The sequence below is a fragment of the Aquaspirillum sp. LM1 genome (assembly GCF_002002905.1).
GTDB lineage: Bacteria > Pseudomonadota > Gammaproteobacteria > Burkholderiales > Aquaspirillaceae > Rivihabitans.
On the sequence record NZ_CP019509.1, the window covers coordinates 1,833,931 to 1,856,203 of the forward strand.

Annotated in this window: 20 protein-coding genes and 1 tRNA gene; 9 read left to right on the plus strand and 12 right to left on the minus strand. The window is 61.9% G+C overall.

Features of this window, described 5'->3' with window-relative positions; translation table 11 throughout:
- Position 1: 1 nt before the first annotated feature.
- The 5 genes from BXU06_RS07770 to BXU06_RS07790 all read right to left on the minus strand — a co-directional run bounded on the left by BXU06_RS07770 (position 2) and on the right by BXU06_RS07790 (position 6,432).
- Positions 2-853 (minus strand): pentapeptide repeat-containing protein, encoded by an 852-nt coding sequence (locus BXU06_RS07770; protein WP_077298393.1) that lies wholly within the window; start codon positions 851-853, stop codon positions 2-4.
- Between the two features lie 566 nt (positions 854-1,419).
- Positions 1,420-2,451 (minus strand): ABC transporter permease, encoded by a 1,032-nt coding sequence (locus BXU06_RS07775; RefSeq protein WP_077298395.1) that lies wholly within the window; start codon positions 2,449-2,451, stop codon positions 1,420-1,422.
- Positions 2,444-3,526, minus strand: coding sequence for a DUF484 family protein (locus BXU06_RS07780; RefSeq protein WP_077298397.1), 1,083 nt, complete (start codon positions 3,524-3,526; stop codon positions 2,444-2,446). Before BXU06_RS07780 ends, BXU06_RS07775 begins: the two co-directional genes overlap by 8 nt.
- Before the next feature lie 24 nt (positions 3,527-3,550).
- Positions 3,551-4,606 carry a microcin C ABC transporter permease YejB gene (locus BXU06_RS07785; RefSeq protein ID WP_216352587.1) on the minus strand — a complete coding sequence of 352 codons (1,056 nt, stop codon included), beginning with the start codon at positions 4,604-4,606 and terminating at the stop codon, positions 3,551-3,553.
- A 2-nt stretch (positions 4,607-4,608) separates the two neighbouring features.
- Positions 4,609-6,432, minus strand: a complete 1,824-nt coding sequence (locus BXU06_RS07790; RefSeq protein ID WP_077302748.1) for an extracellular solute-binding protein — start codon at positions 6,430-6,432, stop codon at positions 4,609-4,611.
- A 72-nt stretch (positions 6,433-6,504) separates the two neighbouring features.
- On the opposite strand from BXU06_RS07790, the gene fabI reads away from it, so the two are divergent.
- The 5 genes from fabI to BXU06_RS07815 all read left to right on the plus strand — a co-directional run bounded on the left by fabI (position 6,505) and on the right by BXU06_RS07815 (position 11,810).
- The gene (fabI, locus tag BXU06_RS07795) at positions 6,505-7,296 is read left to right on the plus strand and encodes an enoyl-ACP reductase FabI (RefSeq protein WP_077298402.1); all 792 of its coding nucleotides are present in this window, start codon (positions 6,505-6,507) and stop codon (positions 7,294-7,296) included.
- Between the two features lie 186 nt (positions 7,297-7,482).
- Positions 7,483-7,722 carry an exodeoxyribonuclease VII small subunit gene (locus tag BXU06_RS07800; RefSeq protein ID WP_077302750.1) on the plus strand — a complete coding sequence of 80 codons (240 nt, stop codon included), beginning with the start codon at positions 7,483-7,485 and terminating at the stop codon, positions 7,720-7,722.
- Positions 7,715-8,611, plus strand: a complete 897-nt coding sequence (locus BXU06_RS07805; protein WP_077298404.1) for a polyprenyl synthetase family protein — start codon at positions 7,715-7,717, stop codon at positions 8,609-8,611. The genes BXU06_RS07800 and BXU06_RS07805 overlap by 8 nt, the downstream gene beginning before the upstream one ends.
- A 14-nt stretch (positions 8,612-8,625) precedes the next feature.
- Positions 8,626-10,506 carry a 1-deoxy-D-xylulose-5-phosphate synthase gene (gene dxs, locus BXU06_RS07810; protein WP_077298406.1) on the plus strand — a complete coding sequence of 627 codons (1,881 nt, stop codon included), beginning with the start codon at positions 8,626-8,628 and terminating at the stop codon, positions 10,504-10,506.
- The gene (locus BXU06_RS07815) at positions 10,506-11,810 is read left to right on the plus strand and encodes an MgtC/SapB family protein (protein WP_077298408.1); all 1,305 of its coding nucleotides are present in this window, start codon (positions 10,506-10,508) and stop codon (positions 11,808-11,810) included. Before dxs ends, BXU06_RS07815 begins: the two co-directional genes overlap by 1 nt.
- A gap of 30 nt (positions 11,811-11,840) precedes the next feature.
- Here BXU06_RS07815 and radA read toward each other — a convergent pair whose 3' ends face one another.
- Together radA and BXU06_RS07825 are read right to left on the minus strand one after the other, a co-directional pair.
- Positions 11,841-13,208, minus strand: coding sequence for a DNA repair protein RadA (radA, locus tag BXU06_RS07820; RefSeq protein WP_077298410.1), 1,368 nt, complete (start codon positions 13,206-13,208; stop codon positions 11,841-11,843).
- Between the two features lies 1 nt (position 13,209).
- Complete coding sequence (locus BXU06_RS07825) at positions 13,210-14,133, minus strand: alpha/beta fold hydrolase (RefSeq protein WP_077298412.1); 924 nt, start codon at positions 14,131-14,133, stop codon at positions 13,210-13,212.
- A gap of 174 nt (positions 14,134-14,307) precedes the next feature.
- On the opposite strand from BXU06_RS07825, the gene BXU06_RS07830 reads away from it, so the two are divergent.
- From BXU06_RS07830 to murB, 4 genes are all read left to right on the plus strand, one after another.
- Positions 14,308-14,397, plus strand: a tRNA-Ser gene (locus BXU06_RS07830).
- A 118-nt stretch (positions 14,398-14,515) separates the two neighbouring features.
- Positions 14,516-15,358 carry a 23S rRNA (adenine(2030)-N(6))-methyltransferase RlmJ gene (locus BXU06_RS07835; protein ID WP_077298414.1) on the plus strand — a complete coding sequence of 281 codons (843 nt, stop codon included), beginning with the start codon at positions 14,516-14,518 and terminating at the stop codon, positions 15,356-15,358.
- A 162-nt stretch (positions 15,359-15,520) separates the two neighbouring features.
- A complete protein-coding gene (locus tag BXU06_RS07840) occupies positions 15,521-16,927 on the plus strand; it encodes an MATE family efflux transporter (protein WP_077298416.1) in 1,407 nt (468 codons plus the stop codon).
- A gap of 3 nt (positions 16,928-16,930) precedes the next feature.
- Positions 16,931-17,953: a UDP-N-acetylmuramate dehydrogenase gene (gene murB / locus BXU06_RS07845; RefSeq protein WP_077298418.1), complete on the plus strand. Its 1,023-nt coding sequence runs from the start codon at positions 16,931-16,933 to the stop codon at positions 17,951-17,953.
- Positions 17,954-18,043: 90 nt separating this feature from the next.
- Here the strand turns inward: murB and BXU06_RS07850 are convergent, their stop codons facing one another.
- From BXU06_RS07850 to BXU06_RS07865, 5 genes are all read right to left on the minus strand, one after another.
- The gene (locus BXU06_RS07850; protein ID WP_077298420.1) at positions 18,044-18,733 is read right to left on the minus strand and encodes an RNA ligase family protein; all 690 of its coding nucleotides are present in this window, start codon (positions 18,731-18,733) and stop codon (positions 18,044-18,046) included.
- Positions 18,734-18,738: 5 nt separating this feature from the next.
- Complete coding sequence (locus BXU06_RS07855; protein ID WP_077298422.1) at positions 18,739-19,281, minus strand: hypothetical protein; 543 nt, start codon at positions 19,279-19,281, stop codon at positions 18,739-18,741.
- A complete protein-coding gene (locus tag BXU06_RS07860) occupies positions 19,278-20,378 on the minus strand; it encodes a DUF3696 domain-containing protein (protein WP_216352557.1) in 1,101 nt (366 codons plus the stop codon). The genes BXU06_RS07855 and BXU06_RS07860 overlap by 4 nt, the downstream gene beginning before the upstream one ends.
- Positions 20,360-20,605, minus strand: coding sequence for an AAA family ATPase (locus tag BXU06_RS18600; RefSeq protein WP_216352558.1), 246 nt, complete (start codon positions 20,603-20,605; stop codon positions 20,360-20,362). The genes BXU06_RS07860 and BXU06_RS18600 overlap by 19 nt, the downstream gene beginning before the upstream one ends.
- Positions 20,606-20,972: 367 nt before the next feature.
- A complete protein-coding gene (locus BXU06_RS07865; RefSeq protein WP_077302752.1) occupies positions 20,973-22,193 on the minus strand; it encodes an RNA-guided endonuclease TnpB family protein in 1,221 nt (406 codons plus the stop codon).
- Positions 22,194-22,273: the final 80 nt, after the last annotated feature.

The window sequence follows — 22,273 nt, forward strand, 5'->3', positions numbered from 1 at the left end:
GTTATCGCCTTCCGAAACGCTTAACAAGTATTGCCGTAAGAAAAGCAAAACAAATGAGTCGTATAGCTGCAATTAGAGACAGGACTCCTATTGAATACTCTTTTGGTGATATTATGCCAAAAAATATGCCAGAAGCTCTAAGGAGGCTGTCTAGATAGTCATGTAGATTCCATGGGTTTTTAAACGCCAAAGTATCCCCGATAGTGATTAAAAAATGAATAAAAACAATTGTTCTCAACAGTTTTGGTGAGCTTTCCCCATTACCCCAAATAACATCCAAAAGGGCAAATTCTAACCATTTAAAAAACTGAAAAATTCTGCGCCATCCAGGAAATTTTTTTTGGTAGTAGCTCTCATTGGATAGCCAAGATTTCTTTAAATATGTTGCCGTCGCCTCTAGCTCTAAGGAAATAGCTTTATTTACAGCCTTGGCATCACCTATTTGCTGAAAATTTACTCTTAATGATCGAGCAAACTTCAATCTAAGATTTTCTTCTCTTGGAGCTTCTCTTTCGAGAATGTCATCATCTATATGACATCTTTCGAAAATGGCGTACTTAAAGCTACAACCAGTAAAAGTAGTTTGATGGAAGTTACAACCAATAAATTTACACCCAGTAAAATTACATGAATCAAATACACAATTATTAAAATAACACGACTCAAATGTGCTATGCTCGAAAGATACGTTACGAATAGTATGGCGCTTTCCATAAAGTCTAGTATATCGTTTGAATTTATAGCCTTGGCCATTTTCAATATCTTCTGCAATCTGCTTATCAGAAACATTCTGTATTTTTCTTGGCACTAATCCCAAGGTTGGCTCTTCTGTAATATTATCTTCAGCATCCATTTATGTATTTTCCAATCCTATATTTGGCATAACAATTTATTCTTAGGAAAATCTAGTAAATAAAGTCAAGCACGGATAACGCTCAAGGGTTAACATGACTTGCATTATTATAATAACTTTTTTAGTTATGCGTACTATACTCGCTCAAGTTAAACAGATCGTATTGGTTATGTTTTTAAAATTGCTAACAAAACCCTCCTAGTAGCCAGTCACCATGATCTGAACCGAATGACTGGCAATTCGACCGCTTTCGGCATGAGCTTCACCTCCGGCGTCATTCCCGCGCAGGCGGGAATCCAGGAGTATCCACAGCGTACAGCGGTGTGAGCTCTCACCAGCGCTTACCTGCGCTATGCCCACGGCGCACGCTGTGGCGCGGTCTGGGTTCCCGCCTGCGCTGGAATGACGCGGTGTAGCGCGACGAGTGGTTCGTCGTGGAACATGAACTCTTGTGTTTCAGCGTGACTGGCTACTAGCGTTGTTGTGTGACCTTGCCGTACTCCCTGTACTGTCTGCGGTCACACGCCTAGCCAGGACCGCTTCGCTGCGTTTGGTGAGCGGCTTTATTACCCCCTGCGCGTATCCGCCGCCTCCCGCAACGCTTCGCCAATAAAAATCAGCAGCACCAGCGTGCCCACCAGCACGCCAAAGGTGGAGAGCGAAATCCACCAGGCGTCCAGGTTGTCCTTGCCCTGCGCCAGCAGTTCGCCCAGGCTGGGGGTGGAGGCGGGGACGCCCAGGCCGAGAAAGTCCAGGCTGGTCAGCGCCAGGATGGCACCGGAGATGCGAAACGGCAAAAAGGTGATCACCGGGGTGAGGCTGTTGGGCAGGATGTGCCGCCACATGATGGCCGGGCCAGACAGGCCCAGCGCGCGGGCGGCCAGCACGTATTCCATTTGCCGGTTGCGCAGAAATTCGGCGCGAACATAGTCCGATAGGCCCATCCAGCCAAACAGCGACAGCAGCGCCAGCAGCAGCCACAGGCTGGGGGTGAACAGCGAGGCAAAGATGATCAGCAGATACAGCTCGGGCAGCGAGCCCCAGATTTCGATCAGCCGTTGCAGCAGCAGGTCGGTGCGTCCGCCAAAATAGCCCTGTACCGCGCCGGCCAGAATGCCCAGCACGGTGCCCACCACGGTGAGGGCGACGGCAAACAGCACCGACAGGCGAAAGCCATACAGCAGCCGGGCCAGCACGTCGCGGCCCCGGTCGTCGGTGCCCAGCCAGTTGTCGGCAGAGGGGGCCGCCGGGTTGGCGGCCTGGGCAAAGTAGTTGATGGTGTCAAACCGGTAGGGGTTGGGCGGGTACAGCGCCCAATTGCCGTCGCGGCTGAGCTGCTGGCGGATGAATGGGTCCAGATAGTCGGTGGGGCTGGTGAAGTCGCCACCAAAGGTGGTTTCCGGGTAGGTGTGCCACAGCGGAAAGTAATAGCTGCCCTGATACTGGGCAATCACCGGTTTGTCGTTGCTCAGCACTTCGGCAAACAGGCTCAGGCCAAACAGCGCCAGAAAAATCCACAAGCTCCACCAGCCGCGCCGGTTGCGGGCAAAGCGCTGCCAGGCGCGCTGGCGTGGGGTGAGGATGCGCGCGTCAGTCATGCTCGCCGCCTTCGTTCAGGCACTGGCACACCACCCGGTTGCGACCGCCTTCCTTGGCCTGATACAGCGCGGTATCGGCTTCGTGCAGCAGGCGGCCACCGGCCTGGCTGGCGTTTTCCTGGGCGCGCAGGCCATGAAAAGTGCTTACGCCAATTGACAGGGTAACCGGAATATCCATGCCTTCACCCAGGCATACCGGGCTGGCGGCCACGGCAGCGCGAATCCGCTCGGCCACCCGCACCGCCTGGCTGGCGTCGGCTTGCACCAGCAGCGCGGCAAATTCCTCGCCGCCGTAGCGGGCCAGGGTATCGGTGATGCGCAATTGTTCCTTCACCCGGCGTGCCACTTCCTGCAGCACGGCATCGCCGGCGGGGTGGCCCCAGGTGTCGTTGATGCGCTTGAAAAAATCGATGTCAAGAAACAGCCCGGCCAGCATGCTGCCCTGGCGGTGGCTGCGGGTGATTTCCTCGTCCAGGCGCTGGTCGAAGTAACGACGGTTATGCACGCCAGTCAGCGCGTCGGTCAGCCCCAGCCGTTTCAGCCGTTCGTGGTTGAACACGTTTTCCAGGCACACCCCGGCAATGGCCGCCAGCCGGGCCAGAAAGTCGGTAGACAGCGCCGGGCTGAAGCGTTCCGGGTCGTGGCTGCCCAGCACCAGACAGCCCATCAGGTGCCCCTGACGCACCAGTGGCAAAAACGCCACACTGCCCAGGTGGTCATGGCCGGGCAGCCAGTCGGCATGCTGGTGCGGCACAAACAGCGCCAGGCGGGTGCTCAGGTCGGGGCCAAGCTGGTTGCTGAGCGGAAACGCGCTGGCAATAAAATGCAGCTCGGGGTAGTCGGCTTCGTCCAGCCCGATGGAGGCCAGCAGGCCGCGCACTTCGCTGGTGGGGTCTACCCAGTGCAGGTGAACGGCATCCAGCGCAAACGCCTGCTGCATTTCTGTCAGCAGCAGCGGCAGCAGCCCGGTAAAGTCGGCGGTGGCAATCAGTGCCATTTCCAGGCACTGCATTTTGGACATCACCTGTTCGTTATGACGGGCGTTTTCCAGCAGTTGTTCAAACGGGGTCGGCACAGCGGGGCGCTTTCTCACGCCGGGTCAGCCCCGCGCGGCGTCAAATTGCACGCGCGGGTCTACCCAGACATAACACAAATCGGACAACAGGCGGGTGAACAACCCCACCAGGGTAAATACATACAGGCTGCCCATCACCACCGGGTAGTCGCGCTTGACCACCGCTTCGTAGGAGAGCAGGCCCAGGCCATCCAGCGAAAACAGCGTTTCAATCAGCAGGCTGCCAGTAAAAAACGCGCCAACAAACGCCGCCGGAAAGCCGGTGACCAGCGGAATCATCGCATTGCGGAACACATGCTTGTATAAAATCTTGCGCTCCGACAAGCCCTTGGCGCGGGCGGTCAGCACATACTGGCAGCGGATTTGCTCCAGAAAGGTGTTTTTGGTCAGCAGCGTCATCACGGCAAAACTGCCCACTACCGACGCTGTCACCGGCAGCACCAGGTGCCACAGGTAGTCCATCACCTTGCCCAGTGGCGACAGCGTGGCCCAGTCGTCGCTGGTCAGCCCGCGCAGCGGAAACCACTGCAAAAAGCTGCCGCCGCCAAACAGCACCAGCAGGGCAATGCCCAGCACAAAGCCGGGAATGGCGTAGCCCACCAGAATCACCGTGCTGGTCAGCACGTCAAACGCCGAGCCATCGCGCACCGCCTTGGCAATGCCCAGCGGAATGCAGCACAGGTAAACAATCAAAAAGGTGGACAGCCCCAGGCTCATCGACACCGGCAGCTTGGACACAATCAGGCTGCCCACCGACTGATGGTGGTAAAAACTCTCGCCCAGATCAAAGCGGGCGTAGCGCGTCAGCATCTCGGCAAAGCGTTGCGGGGCGGGTTTGTCAAAGCCGTACAGCGCCTTGAGTTCGTCCAGCCGCTCCTGATCCAGCCCACCCTGCGCCCGGTACAGCCCGCCCGATGGCGCGCTGCCGGCTTCGCCGCCTTCGGCGCTGTGGCGCAGTTGCTGGGCCAGCTGTTCCACCGGCCCGCCAGGCACAAACTGGATGACCGCAAAGGTCACCAGCAAAATGCCCAGCACGGTGGGCACCATCAGCAGCAGCCGTTTGGCCAGATAGCGCCACAGATTCATTGGGTGTCTCCACTGGCGCGGGCCGGCAAGGCCCACCAGGTGCGCATTACCCAGTCCTGCGCGGCAAAATAGCGCGGCAGACGGTCCGGACGGCCAAAAATATCGCGGTAGGCAATGCGGTGATAGGCCAGATGCCAGTTGGGCACCAGGTAGTAGCCAGCGCGCAGCACCCGGTCCAGCGCCCGGCTGGCGGCGCGCAGTTCGTGGCGGTTGTGAAAGGTGAGAAAGCGCTGCAGCAGCGCGTCCACCGCCGGATCGCGCAGGCCCAGCACATTATTGGAGCCAGGCTGGCTGGCGGCGGCGCTGCCAAAGTAATCCAGCTGTTCATTGCCGGGGCTGGCCGACTGGCCAAAGCCGGAGATGGTCATGTCAAAGTCAAACTGGTTGAGCTTTTGCTGAAAAATCGCCGGGTCTACCATGCGCACGGTCATGTGTACGCCCAGTTTTTCCAGATTGCGCTGATACGGCGCGGCCACCCGCTCGAAGGTGCGCGAGTAGGTGAGAAACTCAAACGTCAGCGGCTGGCCGGCAGCGTTAACCAGCTGGCCGTCGCGCATGCGCCAGCCGGCGTCGGCCAGCAGCTTTTGCGCCTGGCGCAGATTGGCGCGCAGGCTGAGCGCATCCGGGCTTTTTGGTGCGTCAATGGCCGGGCCGAACACCGCCGGGTCGAGCCGGTCTTTCAGCGGGGTGAGCAGCGCCAGTTCGTCGGCGTCGGGCAGGCCGCTGGCGGCCAGGTCGCTGTTGCTGAAATAGCTGTCGCTGCGGGTGTACTGGCGGTAAAACAGCTGGCGGTTGGCCCAGTCGAAGTCAAATGCCAGTACCAGCGCCTGACGCACGCGCTTGTCGGCAAACAAGGGCCGGCGCAGGTTCATGGCAAAGCCCTGCATGCCGGCACCATTGCCGTGCGGCACTTCCAGCTTTTTGATCGCTCCGCTGGCAAATGCCCGACCGGTATAGCCACGCGCCCACAGCTTGGCCACGTTTTCGGCAGACACGTCAAACTCGCCAGCCTTGAAGGCTTCCAGCCGCACGGTGTCGTCCAGCAGATAGCGGAATTCAATCCGGTCGAAGTTGTACTGCCCGCGTCGGCTGGGCAGCTCGCGCGCCCAGTAGTCGGCGCGGCGCTGGTACACGCTGAACTTGCCCAGTGCGTGGCGCTCCAGCCGGTAAGGGCCGCTGGCCAGCGGCGGCTGCAGTGTGCGGCTGGCCAGCGGCTGGCCTTGCAGCCAGCGGCGGGAAAACACCGGCAGCTCGCCCAGAATCATGTGCAGTTCGGCGTTGCGCTGGCGAAAGTCAAAGCGCACCGTGCGTTCATCCACCACCACTGCCTGCCTGACGTCGCCCCAGTACATGCGGTAGCGCGGGTGGGCGGTCTTGTCGCGGGTCAGCGTGTCAAAACTGGCCTTGACGTCTTCGGCCAGCACTGGCGAGCCATCGCTGAAGCGCGCCTGCGGGTGCAGGTGAAAGCGCACCGACAGGCCATCCGCCGCCAGGCTCATGTCATCGGCCAGCAGGCCATACATGGAAGATGGCTCATCCAGGCTTTTTTCTGCCAGGGTGTCCACCAGCAGGCCCAAGCCGGATTCCTTGTCGCCCTTGAGGGTGAACGGGTTGAGCGAGTCAAAGCCGCCCAGCGCCGGCAGCACCAGCCGCCCACCCTTGGGCGCGTTTGGATTAACGTAGTCAAAGTGCTGAAAGCCCGCCGGATACCGGGGCGCATCGCCCAGCGCCATGGCTGCCGCCGCCTGGGCCGCGCCGCTGGCCAGCAGCAGCGCAAGCAGGCAAAACTGCCACAAAAAAGAAAGATGTCGTATCCGCATGCACAGCATTGTAAAGCGCAGCCCCGGCTTAGGCTATAATCGCCCAGTTTTCCGACTTACCAAGGACTGACGATGGGTTTTCTGCAAGACAAAAAGATCCTGATTACCGGCCTGCTTTCCAACCGCTCGATCGCCTACGGCATTGCCAAAGCCTGTCATCGTGAAGGTGCGCAGCTGGCCTTTACCTATGTGAACGACAAGCTCAAGGATCGTGTGGTTGACCTGGCCGCCGAGTTCGGCAGTGATCTGGTGTTGCGCTGCGATGTTGCCAACGATGACGACATCACCCAGGTATTCGAGCAGTTGGCCCAGCAGTGGGACGGGCTGGATGGTTTTGTCCATGCCATCGCCTTTGCCCCGCGCGAATCGCTGGAAGGCGACTTCCTGGATTCGCTCAGCCGCGAAGCCTTCCAGGTGGCGCACGACATCAGCTCGTACAGCTTCCCGGCGCTGGCCAAAGCCGCCCGCCCGATGATGCGTGGCCGCAATGGTGCCTGCCTGACGCTGTCCTACCTGGGCGCGGTGCGCGCCATCCCGCATTACAATGTGATGGGCCTGGCCAAGGCCAGCCTGGAAGCCAGCGTGCGCTTTACCGCCGCCAGCCTGGGCCGCGACAATATCCGCGCCAACGGCATTTCTGCCGGCCCGATCAAGACCCTGGCGGCTTCCGGTATTTCCGGCTTTGGCAAACTGCTGAAAATGGCCTCGGACAATTCGCCGCTCAAGCGCAATGTCACCATTGAAGAAGTCGGCAATACCGCCGCCTTCCTGCTCTCCGACCTGGCGTCGGGCATTACCGGCGAAATCACCTATGTGGACGCCGGTTACAGCATCAATGCCCTGAACGTGCCGGAAGAAGCATAAGCCCGGTTGCCACGGGCGGCCTGCCAGCAGGATGCCGCCCGTGGTGCCTGCCGCGCCAACACGCCCCCGGCGCAGCCCTCCTCTGGCCCGGTGCCGGTGCGGGGCGCAGGCCCCGGCAGGCGGCCCGGCTGGAACCCCCCGCCCGAAGCGGCTACAATCCAGGGGTTTGCATTCTGTCTGTTCATCATGGCCCCTACTGCGCCTGTCGCCCCTGCCTCGTTTGAAGAAGCTGTCTCCCGCCTGGAAAGTCTGATCCGCGAGATGGAAAGTGGCGAACTGCCGCTGGATGCCTCGCTGGCCGCCTACCAGCAGGGCACCGAACTGATCCGTTTTTGCCAGGCCAGGCTGGCCGACGCCGAGCAGCAGCTCAGCGTGCTGGAAAACGGCGAACTGAAACCGTTGTCGCTGGAGGTGGCTGATGTCTGATGGCGAATTTATCGGCTGGATGAGCGCCATCCAGCAAGAAATGGAAACCCTTCTGGCGGCGCAGCTGCCCAACCCGGAACACGAACCACGCGCGCTGAATGCCGCCATGCGCTACGCCACCCTGGGCGGTGGCAAGCGGGTGCGGGCGCTGCTGGTGTTTGCGGCTGGCGAACTGGTCAATGCCGCGCCAGCGGCGCTGGGCCGGGCGGCGGCGGCGGTGGAGATGATCCACGCCTATTCGCTGGTACACGACGACCTGCCGTGCATGGACGACGACGTGCTGCGCCGTGGCAAGCCCACCTGCCATGTGGCGTTTGACGAAGCGACTGCGCTGCTGGCCGGCGATGCGCTGCAAACCCAGGCATTTGCCGTGCTGGCCGCCGACCACGGCGACCTGGCTCCGGCCCGTCAGCTGGCCATGTTGCGCCTGCTCAGTCATGCCTCTGGCGCGCTGGGTATGGCCGGCGGCCAGGCCATCGACCTGGCCTCGGTGGGCCAGGCGCTGACGCTGCCGCAGCTGGAATTCATGCACGCGCTGAAAACCGGCGCGCTGATCCGCGCCGCCGTGCTGCTGGGCGCGCTGGCCGGCGATGCACTGAGCGACGAGGCCATGGCCCGGCTCGACCACTTTGCCCGCACCATCGGCCTGGCTTTCCAGGTGGTGGACGACGTACTCGACTGCGAAGCCGACAGCGCCACGCTGGGCAAAACCGCCGGCAAGGACGCCGCCCACGACAAACCCACCTACGTCAGCCTGCTGGGTCTGGCTGAAGCCCGGCGCATGGCGCAGGGTCTGCGCGAGGAAGCCTTTGCCGCGCTGGTGCCGTTTGGTGCATCTGCGGAACGTCTGCGCGCGCTGGCTGACTATATTGTTGTCCGTTCTTTTTGATTAGGCTTGACCGCATGACCACTGCCGCACGCTATCCCCTGCTCGACACCATCGACCTGCCTGCCGACCTGCGCCGGCTCGACCGCCGCCAGCTGCCACAACTGGCGCGCGAGCTGCGCGAGTTTCTGGTGGAGTCGGTCAGCAAGACCGGTGGCCACTTCGCTTCCAACCTGGGCTGCATCGAGCTGACCGTGGCGCTGCACTATGTGTTCGACACCCCGCACGACCGGCTGGTATGGGACGTGGGCCACCAGACCTACCCGCATAAAATCCTGACGGGCCGGCGCGCGCGCATGGACACCATGCGCATGAAAGACGGCCTGGCCGGCTTTCCCAAGCGCGAAGAATCCGAATACGACACCTTTGGCGTCGGCCATTCGTCCACCTCAATTGGCGCGGCGCTGGGCATGGCTGCCGCCGCCCGCACCCAGGGCCAGGCGCGCAAGGTGGTGGCGGTGATTGGCGACGGCGCGATGACCGCCGGCATGGCCTTCGAGGCGCTGAACAACGCCGGCGCGATGGACACCGACCTGCTGGTGATCCTCAACGACAACGATATGTCGATCTCGCCCAATGTCGGCGCGCTCAACCACTACCTGACCAAGCTGATGTCCGGACGCTTTTACGCCGCAGTCAAAGAAGGCTCCAGCAAGGTGCTGGGCATGGCCCCGCCGGTGCATGCGCTGGTCAAACGCGCCGAAGAACACGTCAAGGGCATGATCACCCCCGGCGCGCTGTTTGAAGAATTTGGCTTTAACTATCTTGGCCCGATCGACGGCCACGACCTGGACACCCTGGTGGAAACCCTGGGCAATGTGCGCAAGCTCAAGGGCCCGCAGTTCCTGCATGTGGTCACCAAAAAGGGCCAGGGTTACAAGCTGGCAGAAAAAGACCCGATTGCTTATCACGGCGTGTCGCGCTTCAGCCCGGAAAACGGCCTGGCCGGCGGCAAGAGCGGCGGGAAGCCCAGCTACACCCAGGTGTTTGGCGACTGGCTGTGCGACATGGCCAAGCAGGATAGCCGGCTGGTGGGCATTACCCCGGCCATGCGCGAAGGCTCGGGCATGGTGCGCTTTGCCGGCGAATATGCCGACCGCTATTTTGACGTGGGCATTGCCGAGCAGCACGCCGTGACGTTTGCCGCCGGGCTGGCCTGTGAAGGCATCAAGCCGGTGGTGGCGATTTATTCCACCTTTTTGCAACGCGCTTACGATCAGCTGATTCACGATGTAGCGCTGCAAAACCTGCCGGTGGTGTTCGCCATCGACCGTGCCGGCTTGGTCGGTGCCGACGGCCCCACCCACGCTGGCGCGTTTGATCTGTCCTTCCTGCGCTGCATCCCCAATATGGTGGTGATGGCGCCGTCGGACGAAAACGAATGCCGGCAAATGCTGTACACCGCCTTCACCCTGGACGCGCCCACGGCGGTGCGCTATCCGCGCGGCACCGGCCCCGGCGCGCATATCCAGAGCGAGATGACCGCGCTGCCGGTTGGCCAGGGCCATATCCGCCGCCAGGGCGACGGCGGCGTGGCATTTCTGGCCTTTGGCAGCATGGTCACTCCGGCCATGGCCGCTGCCGAGGCGCTGAATGCCACGGTGGCCGACATGCGCTTTGTCAAACCGCTGGACGAAGCGCTGGTGCGCCAGCTGGCCGCCAGCCATCGTCTGCTGGTTACCGTAGAAGAAAACGTCATCCAGGGCGGGGCGGGCAGCGCCGTGCTGGAAGCACTGAGCGCCGCCGGCCTGGACAACACCCCCTGTCTGCAACTGGGCCTGCCCGACAGCTATGTCGAGCACGGCGACCCGGCGCTGCTGCTGGCCGACTGCGGGCTGGACGCCGCCGGGCTGGAAGCCAGCGTGCGGGCGCGCCTGGCCGTCCAGGCGGACGCCTGATGGGCGACTGGCTCGGGCAGGTTTTTCAGCTGCAAGGCACCGGCTATGCCGCGCTGCCGCAGTTTCTCACCAGCCTGGGCATTGGCCTGCTGCTGGGGATAGAGCGCGAACGCAAGCAGGACCCACGCGCCGGGGTGCGCACCTTTGCCCTGGCCTGCCTGTTTGGCACGCTCAGCGGGCATATTGCCAGCCTGGCGGCATGGCCGCTGCTGCCGGTGGTGGGCCTGGCAGGGGTGGTGGCGCTGGCACTGGCGGCATACTGGCACCCGGCCCACTGTGCCAGCCCGCCGGATTCCACCACACAAATTGCCCTGCTGCTGGCCTACTGTCTGGGCCTTCTGGTGCAGGCCGGCCCGGCGGAGCTGGCGGTGGCGCTGGCCATCATCGCCACCCTGCTGCTTTACCTGAAACCAGAGCTGTCTGGCCTGAGCCAGAAGCTCACCCGCCCGGATATCCTGGCCGTACTGCAGTTTGGCGCGGTGTCGGCCATTATTTTGCCCATTCTGCCCAATCGGGCTTTTGGCCCGTATCAGGCGATTAACCCATATGAAATCTGGCTGATGGTGGTGCTGATTTCCGGGGTCAGCCTGACTGGCTATGTGGCGGTGCGCCTGTTTGGAGAAAAAGTGGGCGGCCCATTGCTGGGCCTGCTGGGTGGCATGGTGTCGTCCACCGCCACCAGCATGAGCTTTGCCCGCCAGGTGCGCGACGACGCCAAGGCGCTGCATTTGTCTGCCACGGTGATTCAGCTGGCCAATCTGGTGGTGTTTGTCCGGCTGGCGATTCTGGCCGGGCTGCTGGCCCCGCTGGCGCTGCCGGCGGTGTTGCCGCTGCTGGGCAGCGCCCTGGCTGGCGGGCTGCTGGCCACCGGGCTGGGCCATTTGCGCCATGGCTCGGGCAATGGCAGCCAGGACGGCGACGACGACGGCTTTACCCCGCACAATCCGGTGGAAATGCGCACCGCGCTGGTGTTTGGCGGCCTGTATGCGGTGGTCACGCTGGCCGCAGCAGCGCTGATGCACCAGTTTGGCTCCAGCGGCCTGTACGGCGTGGCGCTGGTGTCCGGGGTAACGGATGTTGATCCGATTTCATTGTCGGCGTTCAATCAGTTTGCCGATGGCCATCTAAGCGCCGGCCAGGTGGCCGCCACGCTGGCGCTGGCCTTGCTGACCAACAGCCTGTTCAAGTTTGGCATGGTGGCCAGCCTGGGCGGCAAGGCGCTGATGTGGCGCACCGCGCCGATGTTTGCCAGCTCGCTGGGGGCGATGTTGCTGTGCTGGGGCTGGCTGGCACAGCGGGGGTGATAATTCCCTGGCGCGTTGTGTTCGCCGCGCTTATCCGCCCGAGCGACAATATTCCACCGCCTGCTCCAGCCGCTCCACGGTAATCACCTCCAGGCCGTCCAGCGCCTGACGCGGCGCGTTGGCCAGCGGCACAATCGCCCGCTTGAAACCCAGCTTGGCGGCTTCTTTCAGCCGCTCCTGGCCGTGCGCCACCGGGCGCACCTCACCGGCCAGGCCCACCTCGCCAAACACCACCAGCTTGTCCGGCAAGGGCCGATTGCGCAGCGACGACACAATGGCCAGCAGCACGGCCAGATCGGCTGCCGGCTCGCCAATGCGCACGCCGCCCACCGCGTTGATGAACACATCCTGATCAAAACACGCCACCCCGGCGTGGCGATGCAGCACCGCCAGCAGCATGGCCAGCCGGTTTTGCTCCAGCCCCACCGACAGCCGGCGCGGCTGGCCGTGTGATTCGTCCACCAGTGCCTGAATTTCCACCAGCAGCGGGCGGGTGCCTTCCATGGTTACCAGCACGCTGGAGCCGGGCACTTCGTCACGGTGGCTGGACAAAAAGATGGCCGAGGGGTTGGACACGCCTTTCAGCCCGCGCTCGGTCATGGCAAACACACCCAGTTCGTTGACCGCGCCAAAGCGGTTTTTGATGGCGCGGATCATGCGGAAGCTGGAATGGCTGTCACCCTCGAAATACAGCACGGTATCGACAATATGCTCCAGCACGCGCGGCCCGGCCAGCGCGCCTTCCTTGGTGACATGCCCCACCAGGATCATGGTCACCCCGGTCTGCTTGGCCACCCGGGTCAGCTGGGCGGCGCATTCGCGCACCTGCGCCACCGAGCCGGGTGCCGAGTTGAGCATATCGGTGTACACGGTCTGGATCGAGTCAATCACCACCACATCGGGGCGGTCGCCCTGCAAGGTGGCCAGCACCTGCTCCAGACGGATTTCCGCCAAGAGGCGTACCCGACCAGCGTCCACCGCCAGCCGCGAGGCGCGTAGTGCCACCTGCTGGGCAGATTCTTCACCGGTGACATACAGCACCTTGCGCCGCGCGCCCACGCTGGCCAGGGTTTGCAGCAGCAGGGTGGATTTGCCAATGCCAGGATCGCCGCCAATCAGGATCACCGCGCCATGCACCAGCCCGCCGCCCAGCACGCGGTCGAGTTCGTCGATGCCGGATGGCTCGCGCGGCACTTCCTCGGCCTGTACCTCGGCCAGCACCTGCACTTCGCTGGTCACCGCCAGCGCCTGAAAGCGGCTGTTGCCCGGTGGTGCCGGCGGGGCCTGCACGGTTTCGCTCAGGGTGTTCCAGCTGGTGCAGTGTGGGCACTGACCCTGCCACTTTGGGCTGATGCCGCCGCATTCGCTGCACACATAAATGGTTTTGGCTTTGGCCATGTCAGTTCTCACTTCTGGCGTGCGCTGCGACGGGGTCGGCGCAGCGGGTGGGGGCCATAAAGCGCTCAATCGCCTGCGCCACCTGTTCCGGTTGTTCCTGCTGGACCATATGCCCGGAATCGTACACCGTCAGTTGCTCCAGGTCGGCAAAACAGGCGGCGCGTTCGGCCAGGCTGGCCTTGATCTTGCCGGTCAGCGGGTGATCGCTGGCCCCGCCGCCGATAATCCATTGCACCGGGCAGCGAATGGCCCGCCAGCATGCCTTGGCTTCTTCCAGCCGGTACAGCACCGGGTTGACCATCTTGTGCCGGGGGTCGGCCAGATGGCGGCGCACGCCGTTGGCGTCCAGCGCAGTCAGGTGCTCGGTGAGAAAGCGCGCCCGGTCGAGGGTCAGATGCGGGTTACGGCGAATCAGCCGGCTGGCAAAGTGTTCCGGGTCGGCCACCGGGGCAAAGCCGGGCGGCTGGGCGCATTCCTGCAGCCATTGCGCGTAGCGCTGCGGGGCCAGATCCGGGGTGAGGTCAAGCAGGCCAAAGCCGTCAATCGACACCAGCCGGCTGACCCGCTCCGGGCGAATGCCGGCGTACATCATCGCCACCATGCCGCCCATGCTGTGCCCCACCAGCCGGACCGGGGCCTGCGGGCAGTAGTGCGCCAGCAGCGCATCCAGGTCGGCCAGGTAGTCAGGAAAATAATAGCTGCCGGCATTCCAGGCGCTCAGGCCAAAGCCGCGCCAGTCCGGGGCCAGCACATGCCAGTCGCGGCTGAAGGCGTCCACCACAAACTGGAAGGTGGGCGAAGCATCCATCCAGCCGTGCAGCATCCAGAGTTTGGGCGCATCGTCCCGGCCCCAGTGGCGCACATGGTAGGCGTGGCCACGGATGGACAGGATTTCCGAGCGCGATACAAGATGAGGGGTATACATGGCGGTGATTGTAATGGATGTTGCGATTCTCGCCACCAGGGCAATGACCTCTCCCAGCAAATGGTTAAACGGTTGGCCGGCACCAGAACGAGCCCCCATGCACGAGCCGGTAAAAAATTTGGCAAAACCCCCTTGCCAAACCCCATCACCCCGCCTATAATGCGCATCTCTTTTGGAGAGATGCCGGAGCGGCTAAACGGCCCTGACTCGAAATCAGTGGGGGACGCAAGTCCCACTAGGGTTCGAATCCCTATCTCTCCGCCAGATACAAGCAAAAGGCCCTGATTCTGTCAGGGCTTTTTGCTTTTTCGGGTTGTTTGTCCCATATTCCCCCCAGCCGGGCCTGCCGCCAGGGCAGGGCGGTCAGACCAGGGGTTGCGCCATGCTCAGTTATCGTCATGCCTTTCATGCCGGCAATCACGCCGATGTCCTCAAGCACTGGGTGCAAATCCTGCTGCTGACGCACCTGGGCCACAAAGACAAGCCCTACTGGTATATCGACACCCACGCCGGTGCCGGCGCGTATGCGCTGGACAGTGGCTACGCCAGCAAGAACGCCGAGTTCGACACCGGTATTGGCCGCCTGTGGACGCGCGATGACCTGCCGGCCACGCTGGCCGAATACGTGGCGCTGGTGCGCCAGTTCAATCCGGATGGCGCGCTGCGCGCCTACCCCGGCTCACCAATGGTGGCGCAGCGCTGCCTGCGTCCCAGCGACCGCATGCGCCTGTTTGAACTGCACAGCACCGACCACGGCCTGCTGGCCGGCAACTTTGCCGACGCCCATCGTCAGGTGCGGGTGGAACACACCGACGGCTTTGAAGGCATCAAGGCCGTGCTGCCGCCGCCGCCGCGCCGGGCGCTGGTGCTGATCGACCCCCCCTATGAAGACAAACGCGACTACGCCCGCGTGGTGACCAGCCTGAAAGAAGCGCTCAAACGCTTTGCCACCGGCTGCTACGCGGTGTGGTATCCGCAACTGCAACGGCTGGAATCGCGCGATTTGCCGGAAAAACTCAAGCTGCTCGGGGTGGACTGGCTGCATGTCAGCCTGTCGGTGCAACGCCCCTCGGACAACGGCTTTGGCATGCACGGCAGTGGCATGTTTGTGCTCAACCCGCCCTGGACCCTGCCCGACACGCTGAACACCGCCCTGCCTTATCTGGTTGAGGTGCTGGGCCAGGATCGCGGCGCGCGGTATACGCTGGAGTGGGAGATCCGCTAATCCGGCGGGCACCCGCTGACGAATCTTGCCGGCAGCCTGAACCGCCTGACGGCTGAAGCACTCCGCGCCGTCCCGGCGCTTTCCCCGCCGGCCCCCTCCCCGGTATACTCAAGCGTTTTGTCCGTCCGGGTTCACCGGGCGGCCACAGGCTGATCCAAACGTATGTTCTTCTCTTCCCCATCACGCCGCGCTGCGGTGCGGGCCGAAACCCACGCCCTGCTGGCGCTGGCCTTGCCAATCATGATTGCCCAGCTGGCGTACACCGCCACCGGCTTTGTTGATACGGTGATGTCGGGCCGGCTGGGGGCCGACGCGCTGGCAGCGGTGTCGATTGGCTCGGCCATCATGATCACCGTGTATATCACCCTCAGCGGCGTGGTCACCGCGCTCAACCCGCTGGTGGCCCATCAGATAGGTGCCGGTCAGCACGCCCAGGTGGGCGGCCAGGTGCGCCAGGGGCTGTGGACGGCGCTGGCGTGCGGCCTGCTGGGCACCGGGGTGATGCTGGCCGCAGGCGAATGGGTGGCGCGCGGCATGCAGCTGGAGCCCGCCGTGGCCCAGGCCGCGCAAGGCTATTTGATTGGCGCGGCACTGGGCATGCCGGCGGCGCTGGTGTACCGGGCACTGCACGCCTATTCATCCGCCGTGGGCCAGGCCCGCCCGATCATGGTCATCAGCCTGGTGGCGCTGGCGCTGAACATCCCGCTCAACTACATCCTGATGTACGGCAAGCTTGGCCTGCCGGCACTGGGCGGGGCGGGCAGCGGCTGGGCCACTGGCCTGGTGTTCTGGTTCAGCTCCCTGGCGCTGGCCGGCTGGGTACGCTGGCGGCCCGCCTACCAGCGCTATGCTGTGTGGCAGCGCTGGGACTGGCCGCACGGCGCGGCGCAGCGCGCCATTCTCAAGCTGGGCGTGCCGATTGCCCTGTCGTATTTTGTTGAAGTCAGCGCGTTTACCTCGGTGGCGCTGCTGATTGCCAAGCTGGGTGCCAAAACCGTGGCCAGCCATCAGGTGGTGATCAACTTCACCAGCCTGCTGTACATGATTCCGCAAAGCCTGGGCGCGGCGTTGTCGGTGCGCGTGGGCCACGCCGTTGGCGCAGGCAACTATGTCGCCGCCCGCTTCAACAGCCAGATTGGCCTGTGGCTGGGTTGTGCGGTGGCATTGCTGGCATCGCTGACGGTGTTCGGCCTGCGCGACAGCGTTGCCGGCATGTACAGCACCGACGCCAGCGTGGTGGCCATGGCCGCCAGCCTGCTGGCGTTTGCTGCCGTGTTCCAGCTGGCCGACGCCATGCAGACCATCGCCTCCGGCGCGTTGCGCGGCTACAAGCTGACCACCGTGCCGATGATAATCCACACCGTATCGTTCTGGGGCATTGGCCTGGGCTTGGGCATCTGGCTGGGCCTGAGCGAAGGCCCGCTGCCCGGCGGCTGGCAGCGCCCGCTGGGCGCGTATGGTTTCTGGGCGGCGCTGACCCTGAGCATTCTGCTGGCCGCCATCCTGCTGCTGGCGCTGCTGCGCCACGAAAGCCGTCGCCGCCTGCCCTGCCCCCGACCGAAAGCCTGACCGATGACCGGATTTTTTCATGAGCATGTGGCGCTGACCGCGCTCAACACCTTGGGCATTGTCGCCCACGCCCGCCGGCTGGCGGTGCTGCGCGACGAAGCCCAGCTGCCCACCCTGCTGGCCGATGGCGACTTCTGCCACGGCCCCCGGCTGATCCTGGGCGGCGGCAGCAATCTGCTGATCACCCAGCCCGAGGTGAACGCCAGCGTGCTGCAACTGGCCACCCAGGGCATTCAGCTGGTTGCCGATGACGGCCATCACGTGCTGATCGACGTGGCCGGCGGCGAGCCCTGGCACCGCACCGTGCGCCACACCCTGGAACAGGGCTGGTATGGCCTGGAAAACCTGTCGCTGATTCCTGGCACGGTGGGTGCCAGCCCAATCCAGAACATCGGCGCTTACGGCGTGGAAGTGCAAGACCGCCTGCATTCACTGCGCGCGCTGTCGCTGCCGGAGGGCAAGATGCATGTGTTCAGCCGCGACGACTGCCAGTTTGGCTACCGCGACAGCCTGTTCAAGCAGCAAGCCGGACGCTGGCTGGTGCTGAGCGTGCGCCTGAGCCTGAGCCGCCAGCCCGGCGCGCTGACCCTGTACGGCGATATCCGCCAGGCGCTGGAGCAGGACGGCATTGCCCAGCCCACCCCGCTGGATGTGTCCAATGCGGTGATGCGCATCCGCCAGGCCAAACTGCCCGACCCAGCTACCCTGGGCAACGCCGGCAGCTTTTTCAAAAACCCGGTGGTGGATGCCCAGCACGCCGCCCGCCTGCTGGCCGACCACCCCGACCTGCCGCACTACCCGCAGGCTGATGGCCAGGTCAAACTGGCCGCCGGCTGGCTGATTGACCGCGCCGGCTGGAAAGGCCGCCGCCTGGGCCCTGCCGGGGTACACGACCGTCAGGCACTGGTGCTGGTCAACCATGGCGGTGCCACCGGGGCGGATATCCTGGCACTGGCCAGCGCAATACAAGCGGCGGTGTGGGCACATTATGCGGTGACGCTGGAACGGGAGCCGGTGACGGTGTAGTGCGTGGGGCAACGCGCTTGCGTTTGGCTTTTTTGGGCCATACATGCTGGACATTCGCGAAAGATGGCGTTGGCTGCTGCAATGTGATGGTTACCCTGAACGGGCAAAATCCACGCGATTCCATTCAATTGCCCGCCGCTGCCAATGTGCGTCAATCGCCTGAGTGAAGTCCGGGCGCACCAGCTTGGCGCGCGCCTCGCACCACAAGGCGGACTCCTGGCGCACCACCACGCCTTCCAGCGGCCCTGGCCGATAACGGCTGGGCTGATCCAACAATTGCCGCAAGGCCGCCAGCGTGGTCTGGCCATGCGCCCGCTGTGGCGTGGTCACCAGCCCAGCCGTCGTGGCCAATGCATTGCGTCGCGGCACACTCCAAAAACGGCCAGCGGCGCGGTCGTAGACATCAAACAGCAAAAACCAGTCTGGCAAGGCCGGATAATCCAGTGAATGCCGGGCGGCGCACCACTCGCCAAACAGGATCAAATCTGGCATCAGCACCCCCTGCAGTGCCAGGCCATGCAAGGCCAGCCAGGCCGGCAAGCGGGCAAACTGTCCGGCATGCGGGTCAGCCAGATACTGCCCCCGGTTTTGCGCGCGCAACTCGCCGTCCAGTGCCAAGGAAAACCCCAGATTGGCACCATCCAGTTTTTCTTCCACCACTACCTCGCCCGCCAGCAAAGCTTGGGCTTGCGCGGCGGACAGCACTTTGTCATCGCGCGGCGAACCCGCGCCCAGCCAGGTCAGATGAGGGATGTGGGGGAAGCGGAAGAAGTCGGGCATGGTTTTCAGGATAATGGTCGTGATTGGCGTTGTTTTTTCTCAGCGTGTTTTTGACGTGACCAGGCTTCGATAATTGGCTCCAGCAATACTTGATGCTGATACAGAGCATTCTCCCAATCATGCCAATCGGTATCGCCCGCAAACGCCACACACCCTTCGCCATACAACACATGGGCTGCCAAAGCCGCTGCCACCATTTTTCTGTCTGCGGGGTCATGCACCAGCGCTAAAGTGGGCGGCAAGAGGCCATGCCCGTCAGCGTCATAATCCACAGGCACAGGGTCTACGGCACACGTGCTCCATTTGTGTTGAACTACTTGACGGCCAAAATCATTGAAGCCAAGTTTATTCTGGTATTCGTCAAAAATCCTTTCAGCATCATCCAGCACCAAATGCGCTGAACTTTGCTGAAACTGATCCAGCCAACACCACACCTGCTCACGCAGCACCGGATCAGTCGGCGTGGCATCAATATCTTTGGGATGCAGCGGGTCTGCCGCGCTGGCGGCGATGAGCACGTTGGTGTCCACCACATAGCGCGCTCTCATGCTTGCTCCGCTTGCTCACGCGCCGCTTTCTGGCGGGCAAACATCCGACTGGCCTGCTCGCGGGTTTCACCCAAGGCATCACCAAAAAAGCCATCTGGCCAGTTTTGCACGCGGCCAAATTCGTCCATATCTAACTTGCGTAATGTAGCGGGTGAAGGGGTTTTGCGTTCGGCGATTGGCTGGGGTTTGCGCTCGACAAAATACATGGCAACTTCATCCGCCCCGACCTCTTCTCTGGCCATCAAGGTTTGCATACGGCGGAACAGATGCTCAGAGTGGGTTTCCACAATAAATTGCACCTTGCGCTCTTGACTCACCTGGACAAACAGCTCGGCCAGCACCGATTGCGCCAACGGGTGCAGATGGATTTCTGGTTCTTCCAGGATAATGGTGCTGCCCGGTGCAGCAAAATATGCCACCACCAGCACCGGCAACACCTGCGAGATGCCAATCCCCACATCGCGCAGATTGCACGCCACACCATCGCGATGAATGATCAGCTCATAGCGGTTAGCACGCCCTTGCTGGCGCACTTCCAGCTTGTCCGCCACTTTCATGCGCGCCAACCAAGTTGACACACCATTTACCACGTAACTTTGTTCTTCGCCCTTGAGCAAGGCGCTGGCAAGCAAAACATCCACGGCGCGGCTGCCGTCGGTACCCACATCTCCGGGCTTAGTTCGATTCCAGGGGTAGTCCCGCTCAGGTTTGCGCCGCAGTGGCCCCAGATAACTGATGGACTCCAGCTCACGGCGAATGGCCAGGCTCAGGTCTTCAAGCAGCGGGCCATCCTGATCAAGCGCGGCAATGGCGTCTGCTGAAAATGCGATGGAGCGTTCTGGCGCGTAGTTGCGGCCTTTGACTCGGGGCTGTGTTTCATTGTCCACCATAATGGAGAATGCCCCTTTATCGCGGCGAATAGCGCGGAAGCAGCGATTTTCTGTGCATAATATTAATTCCTGAATCGCTACGCTGCCTGACGAGGTTTGGCCATAATCGCAATCGAACTGCCCAGCCTGAATTCGTGTACTGCCATTACGTTGGAAGTTAAATCCGATTGCAAATTGACGTGGGCCTTCTACCCCCTGATACAGCACATCATCAAACCCACCAAAATTGAAGAGGTCGTTGATCTCATCCCCCCTAGATTCAAGTGCACAGTACGATCAGGAGATTGTGCGGTTTGCTTCAGTAATAGTAGACTCTGAATTAGAGTGGACTTACCTGAGGAGTTAGTGCCCAACAGCATAGTGACTGGTTTTAAAACTATTTCACCTGTATCTTTCCAGGCTTTAAAATTTTGCAAGTAGAGTGTAGTAAACATGGCAGATAAACTTTCTGTTACAAGTGAGGCTGTACAGCCAGAGCAAGAAGATAGGCGCAGCAATTATTTTATTTGCAAAAAATCTGTATATTCTACTAAAGCATTACAATAGCCAAGCCATATTGGTTACGCAATAACACCTAAAAAAATAAAATTAAAAATCATAAATTGGCCAATTTTCGCACAAGATCAATTTATTAAACCCGCTTGCGCATGCAGGGCAATCACACGATGCAAAACGCGATGGGCCTTGCACAATCCACAAAACACCCTTGACCCACCCCACTGGCTGGTAGCCGCAATATGCTGATCACCCAGCTTGATTTGACATCCTCCCCGGCCTAAAGGCCGGAGATTCCTACGGCACTCAGGCGCGGCATTGAACCGCCCCTGAGTCGCTTCGCTGGGTTCCTGCTGCTGGCGGCATGACTGCACCGCTCACTTCACAGGCTAACCGGGCCTGTCCCGCCCTTAGCACATTGATCGCGCCGACCACATCGGCGTTTTCCTCGAAACCGCATTCCACACACTGGAACCGTGCCTGCGTCTGGCGGTTGTCCGCCGACACATGGCCGCAGGCAGGGCACGTCCGCGACGTGTTGCGTGGCGGCACGGTGATGAGATGCCCACCGTTCCACGCCAGCTTGTAGTCCAGTTGGCGGCGGAATTCGAACCAGCCTTGATCAAGGATGGCTTTGTTCAGGCCGGACTTGGCCCGAACGTTCTTGCCCGCTGTTTCGGGTGTGCCTGCCGCTGACCTGGACATATTCCGCACCTGCAAGTCCTCAAGACACACGATCGCGTGGTTTTGGCTGATCGTGGTGGAGCACTTGTGCAGGAAGTCGCGGCGGGCATTGCCGATGCGGGAATGGATGCGCTGAACGCGGGCTTTCGCCTTCTTCCAGTTGCTACTGAACTTCACTTTGCGGCTCATCGCACGTTGCGCACGGCGCAAGGCGGTTTCATGCCGTTTGAAGCTGTTGAGCGGGGCATGGAACGTGCCATCCGAGAGCGTGGCGAACCGTGCAATACCCATGTCGATGCCGACTGTACCGCCCTTTGGAATTGGCTGCTCGACCTCGCGTTCGGTCTGGATCGACACGAACCATTTGCCGCAGGACTGGCTGACGGTCACATTTTTCACCGCACCCAATACTTCCCGGCTGTTGCGGTAGCGCAGCCAGCCGAGCTTGGGCAGGAAGATGCGGGCATTGGCCTGGTCAAGCCTGATCTGTTTCGGGTCGGGATAGCGAAAGCTGTCGGACTGGCCCTTCTTCCTGAAACGCGGGAAGTCGGCCCGCTTGGCGAAGAAGTTGGCGTAAGCGCGCTCCAGGTCCTTGAGCGTCTGTTGCAGCGGATGCGTTGGCGCATCGGCCAGCCATGCCGTTTCTGTGCTGTTGCGCCACTCGGTGAGCAGCTTGCACAGGCCCGCATAGCCCAGTTTCTTCTCTGCACGCTCGTAGCGCGCCTGCTGCAACGCCAGCGCCTTGTTGAAGACGAAGCGGCACGAGCCAGCGAAGCGGCGCATTTGCCGCTCTTGCTGGCCGTCTGGCCGCAATTCGTATTTGTAGGCTTGAAGTCGTTGCATACTGGTATTTTTACAGTCCACACCCATCGATGGCAAGGACGGCTACGCCGTCCGCGCTATCCTTCCCCGCCCTGAACGGC

What these genes read in the sequence shown, in the direction of transcription:
- BXU06_RS07770 (WP_077298393.1), bottom strand. Translation starts at nt 853, where the DNA reads ATGGATGCTGAAGATAATATTACAGAAGAGCCAACCTTGGGATTAGTG.
- BXU06_RS07775 (WP_077298395.1), bottom strand. Translation starts at nt 2,451, where the DNA reads ATGACTGACGCGCGCATCCTCACCCCACGCCAGCGCGCCTGGCAGCGC.
- BXU06_RS07790 (WP_077302748.1), bottom strand. Translation starts at nt 6,432, where the DNA reads ATGCGGATACGACATCTTTCTTTTTTGTGGCAGTTTTGCCTGCTTGCG.
- fabI (WP_077298402.1), top strand. Translation starts at nt 6,505, where the DNA reads ATGGGTTTTCTGCAAGACAAAAAGATCCTGATTACCGGCCTGCTTTCC.
- BXU06_RS07800 (WP_077302750.1), top strand. Translation starts at nt 7,483, where the DNA reads ATGGCCCCTACTGCGCCTGTCGCCCCTGCCTCGTTTGAAGAAGCTGTC.
- BXU06_RS07805 (WP_077298404.1), top strand. Translation starts at nt 7,715, where the DNA reads ATGTCTGATGGCGAATTTATCGGCTGGATGAGCGCCATCCAGCAAGAA.
- dxs (WP_077298406.1), top strand. Translation starts at nt 8,626, where the DNA reads ATGACCACTGCCGCACGCTATCCCCTGCTCGACACCATCGACCTGCCT.
- BXU06_RS07815 (WP_077298408.1), top strand. Translation starts at nt 10,506, where the DNA reads ATGGGCGACTGGCTCGGGCAGGTTTTTCAGCTGCAAGGCACCGGCTAT.
- radA (WP_077298410.1), bottom strand. Translation starts at nt 13,208, where the DNA reads ATGGCCAAAGCCAAAACCATTTATGTGTGCAGCGAATGCGGCGGCATC.
- BXU06_RS07825 (WP_077298412.1), bottom strand. Translation starts at nt 14,133, where the DNA reads ATGTATACCCCTCATCTTGTATCGCGCTCGGAAATCCTGTCCATCCGT.
- BXU06_RS07835 (WP_077298414.1), top strand. Translation starts at nt 14,516, where the DNA reads ATGCTCAGTTATCGTCATGCCTTTCATGCCGGCAATCACGCCGATGTC.
- BXU06_RS07840 (WP_077298416.1), top strand. Translation starts at nt 15,521, where the DNA reads ATGTTCTTCTCTTCCCCATCACGCCGCGCTGCGGTGCGGGCCGAAACC.
- murB (WP_077298418.1), top strand. Translation starts at nt 16,931, where the DNA reads ATGACCGGATTTTTTCATGAGCATGTGGCGCTGACCGCGCTCAACACC.
- BXU06_RS07850 (WP_077298420.1), bottom strand. Translation starts at nt 18,733, where the DNA reads ATGCCCGACTTCTTCCGCTTCCCCCACATCCCTCATCTGACCTGGCTG.
- BXU06_RS07855 (WP_077298422.1), bottom strand. Translation starts at nt 19,281, where the DNA reads ATGAGAGCGCGCTATGTGGTGGACACCAACGTGCTCATCGCCGCCAGC.
- BXU06_RS18600 (WP_216352558.1), bottom strand. Translation starts at nt 20,605, where the DNA reads ATGTTTACTACACTCTACTTGCAAAATTTTAAAGCCTGGAAAGATACA.
- BXU06_RS07865 (WP_077302752.1), bottom strand. Translation starts at nt 22,193, where the DNA reads ATGCAACGACTTCAAGCCTACAAATACGAATTGCGGCCAGACGGCCAG.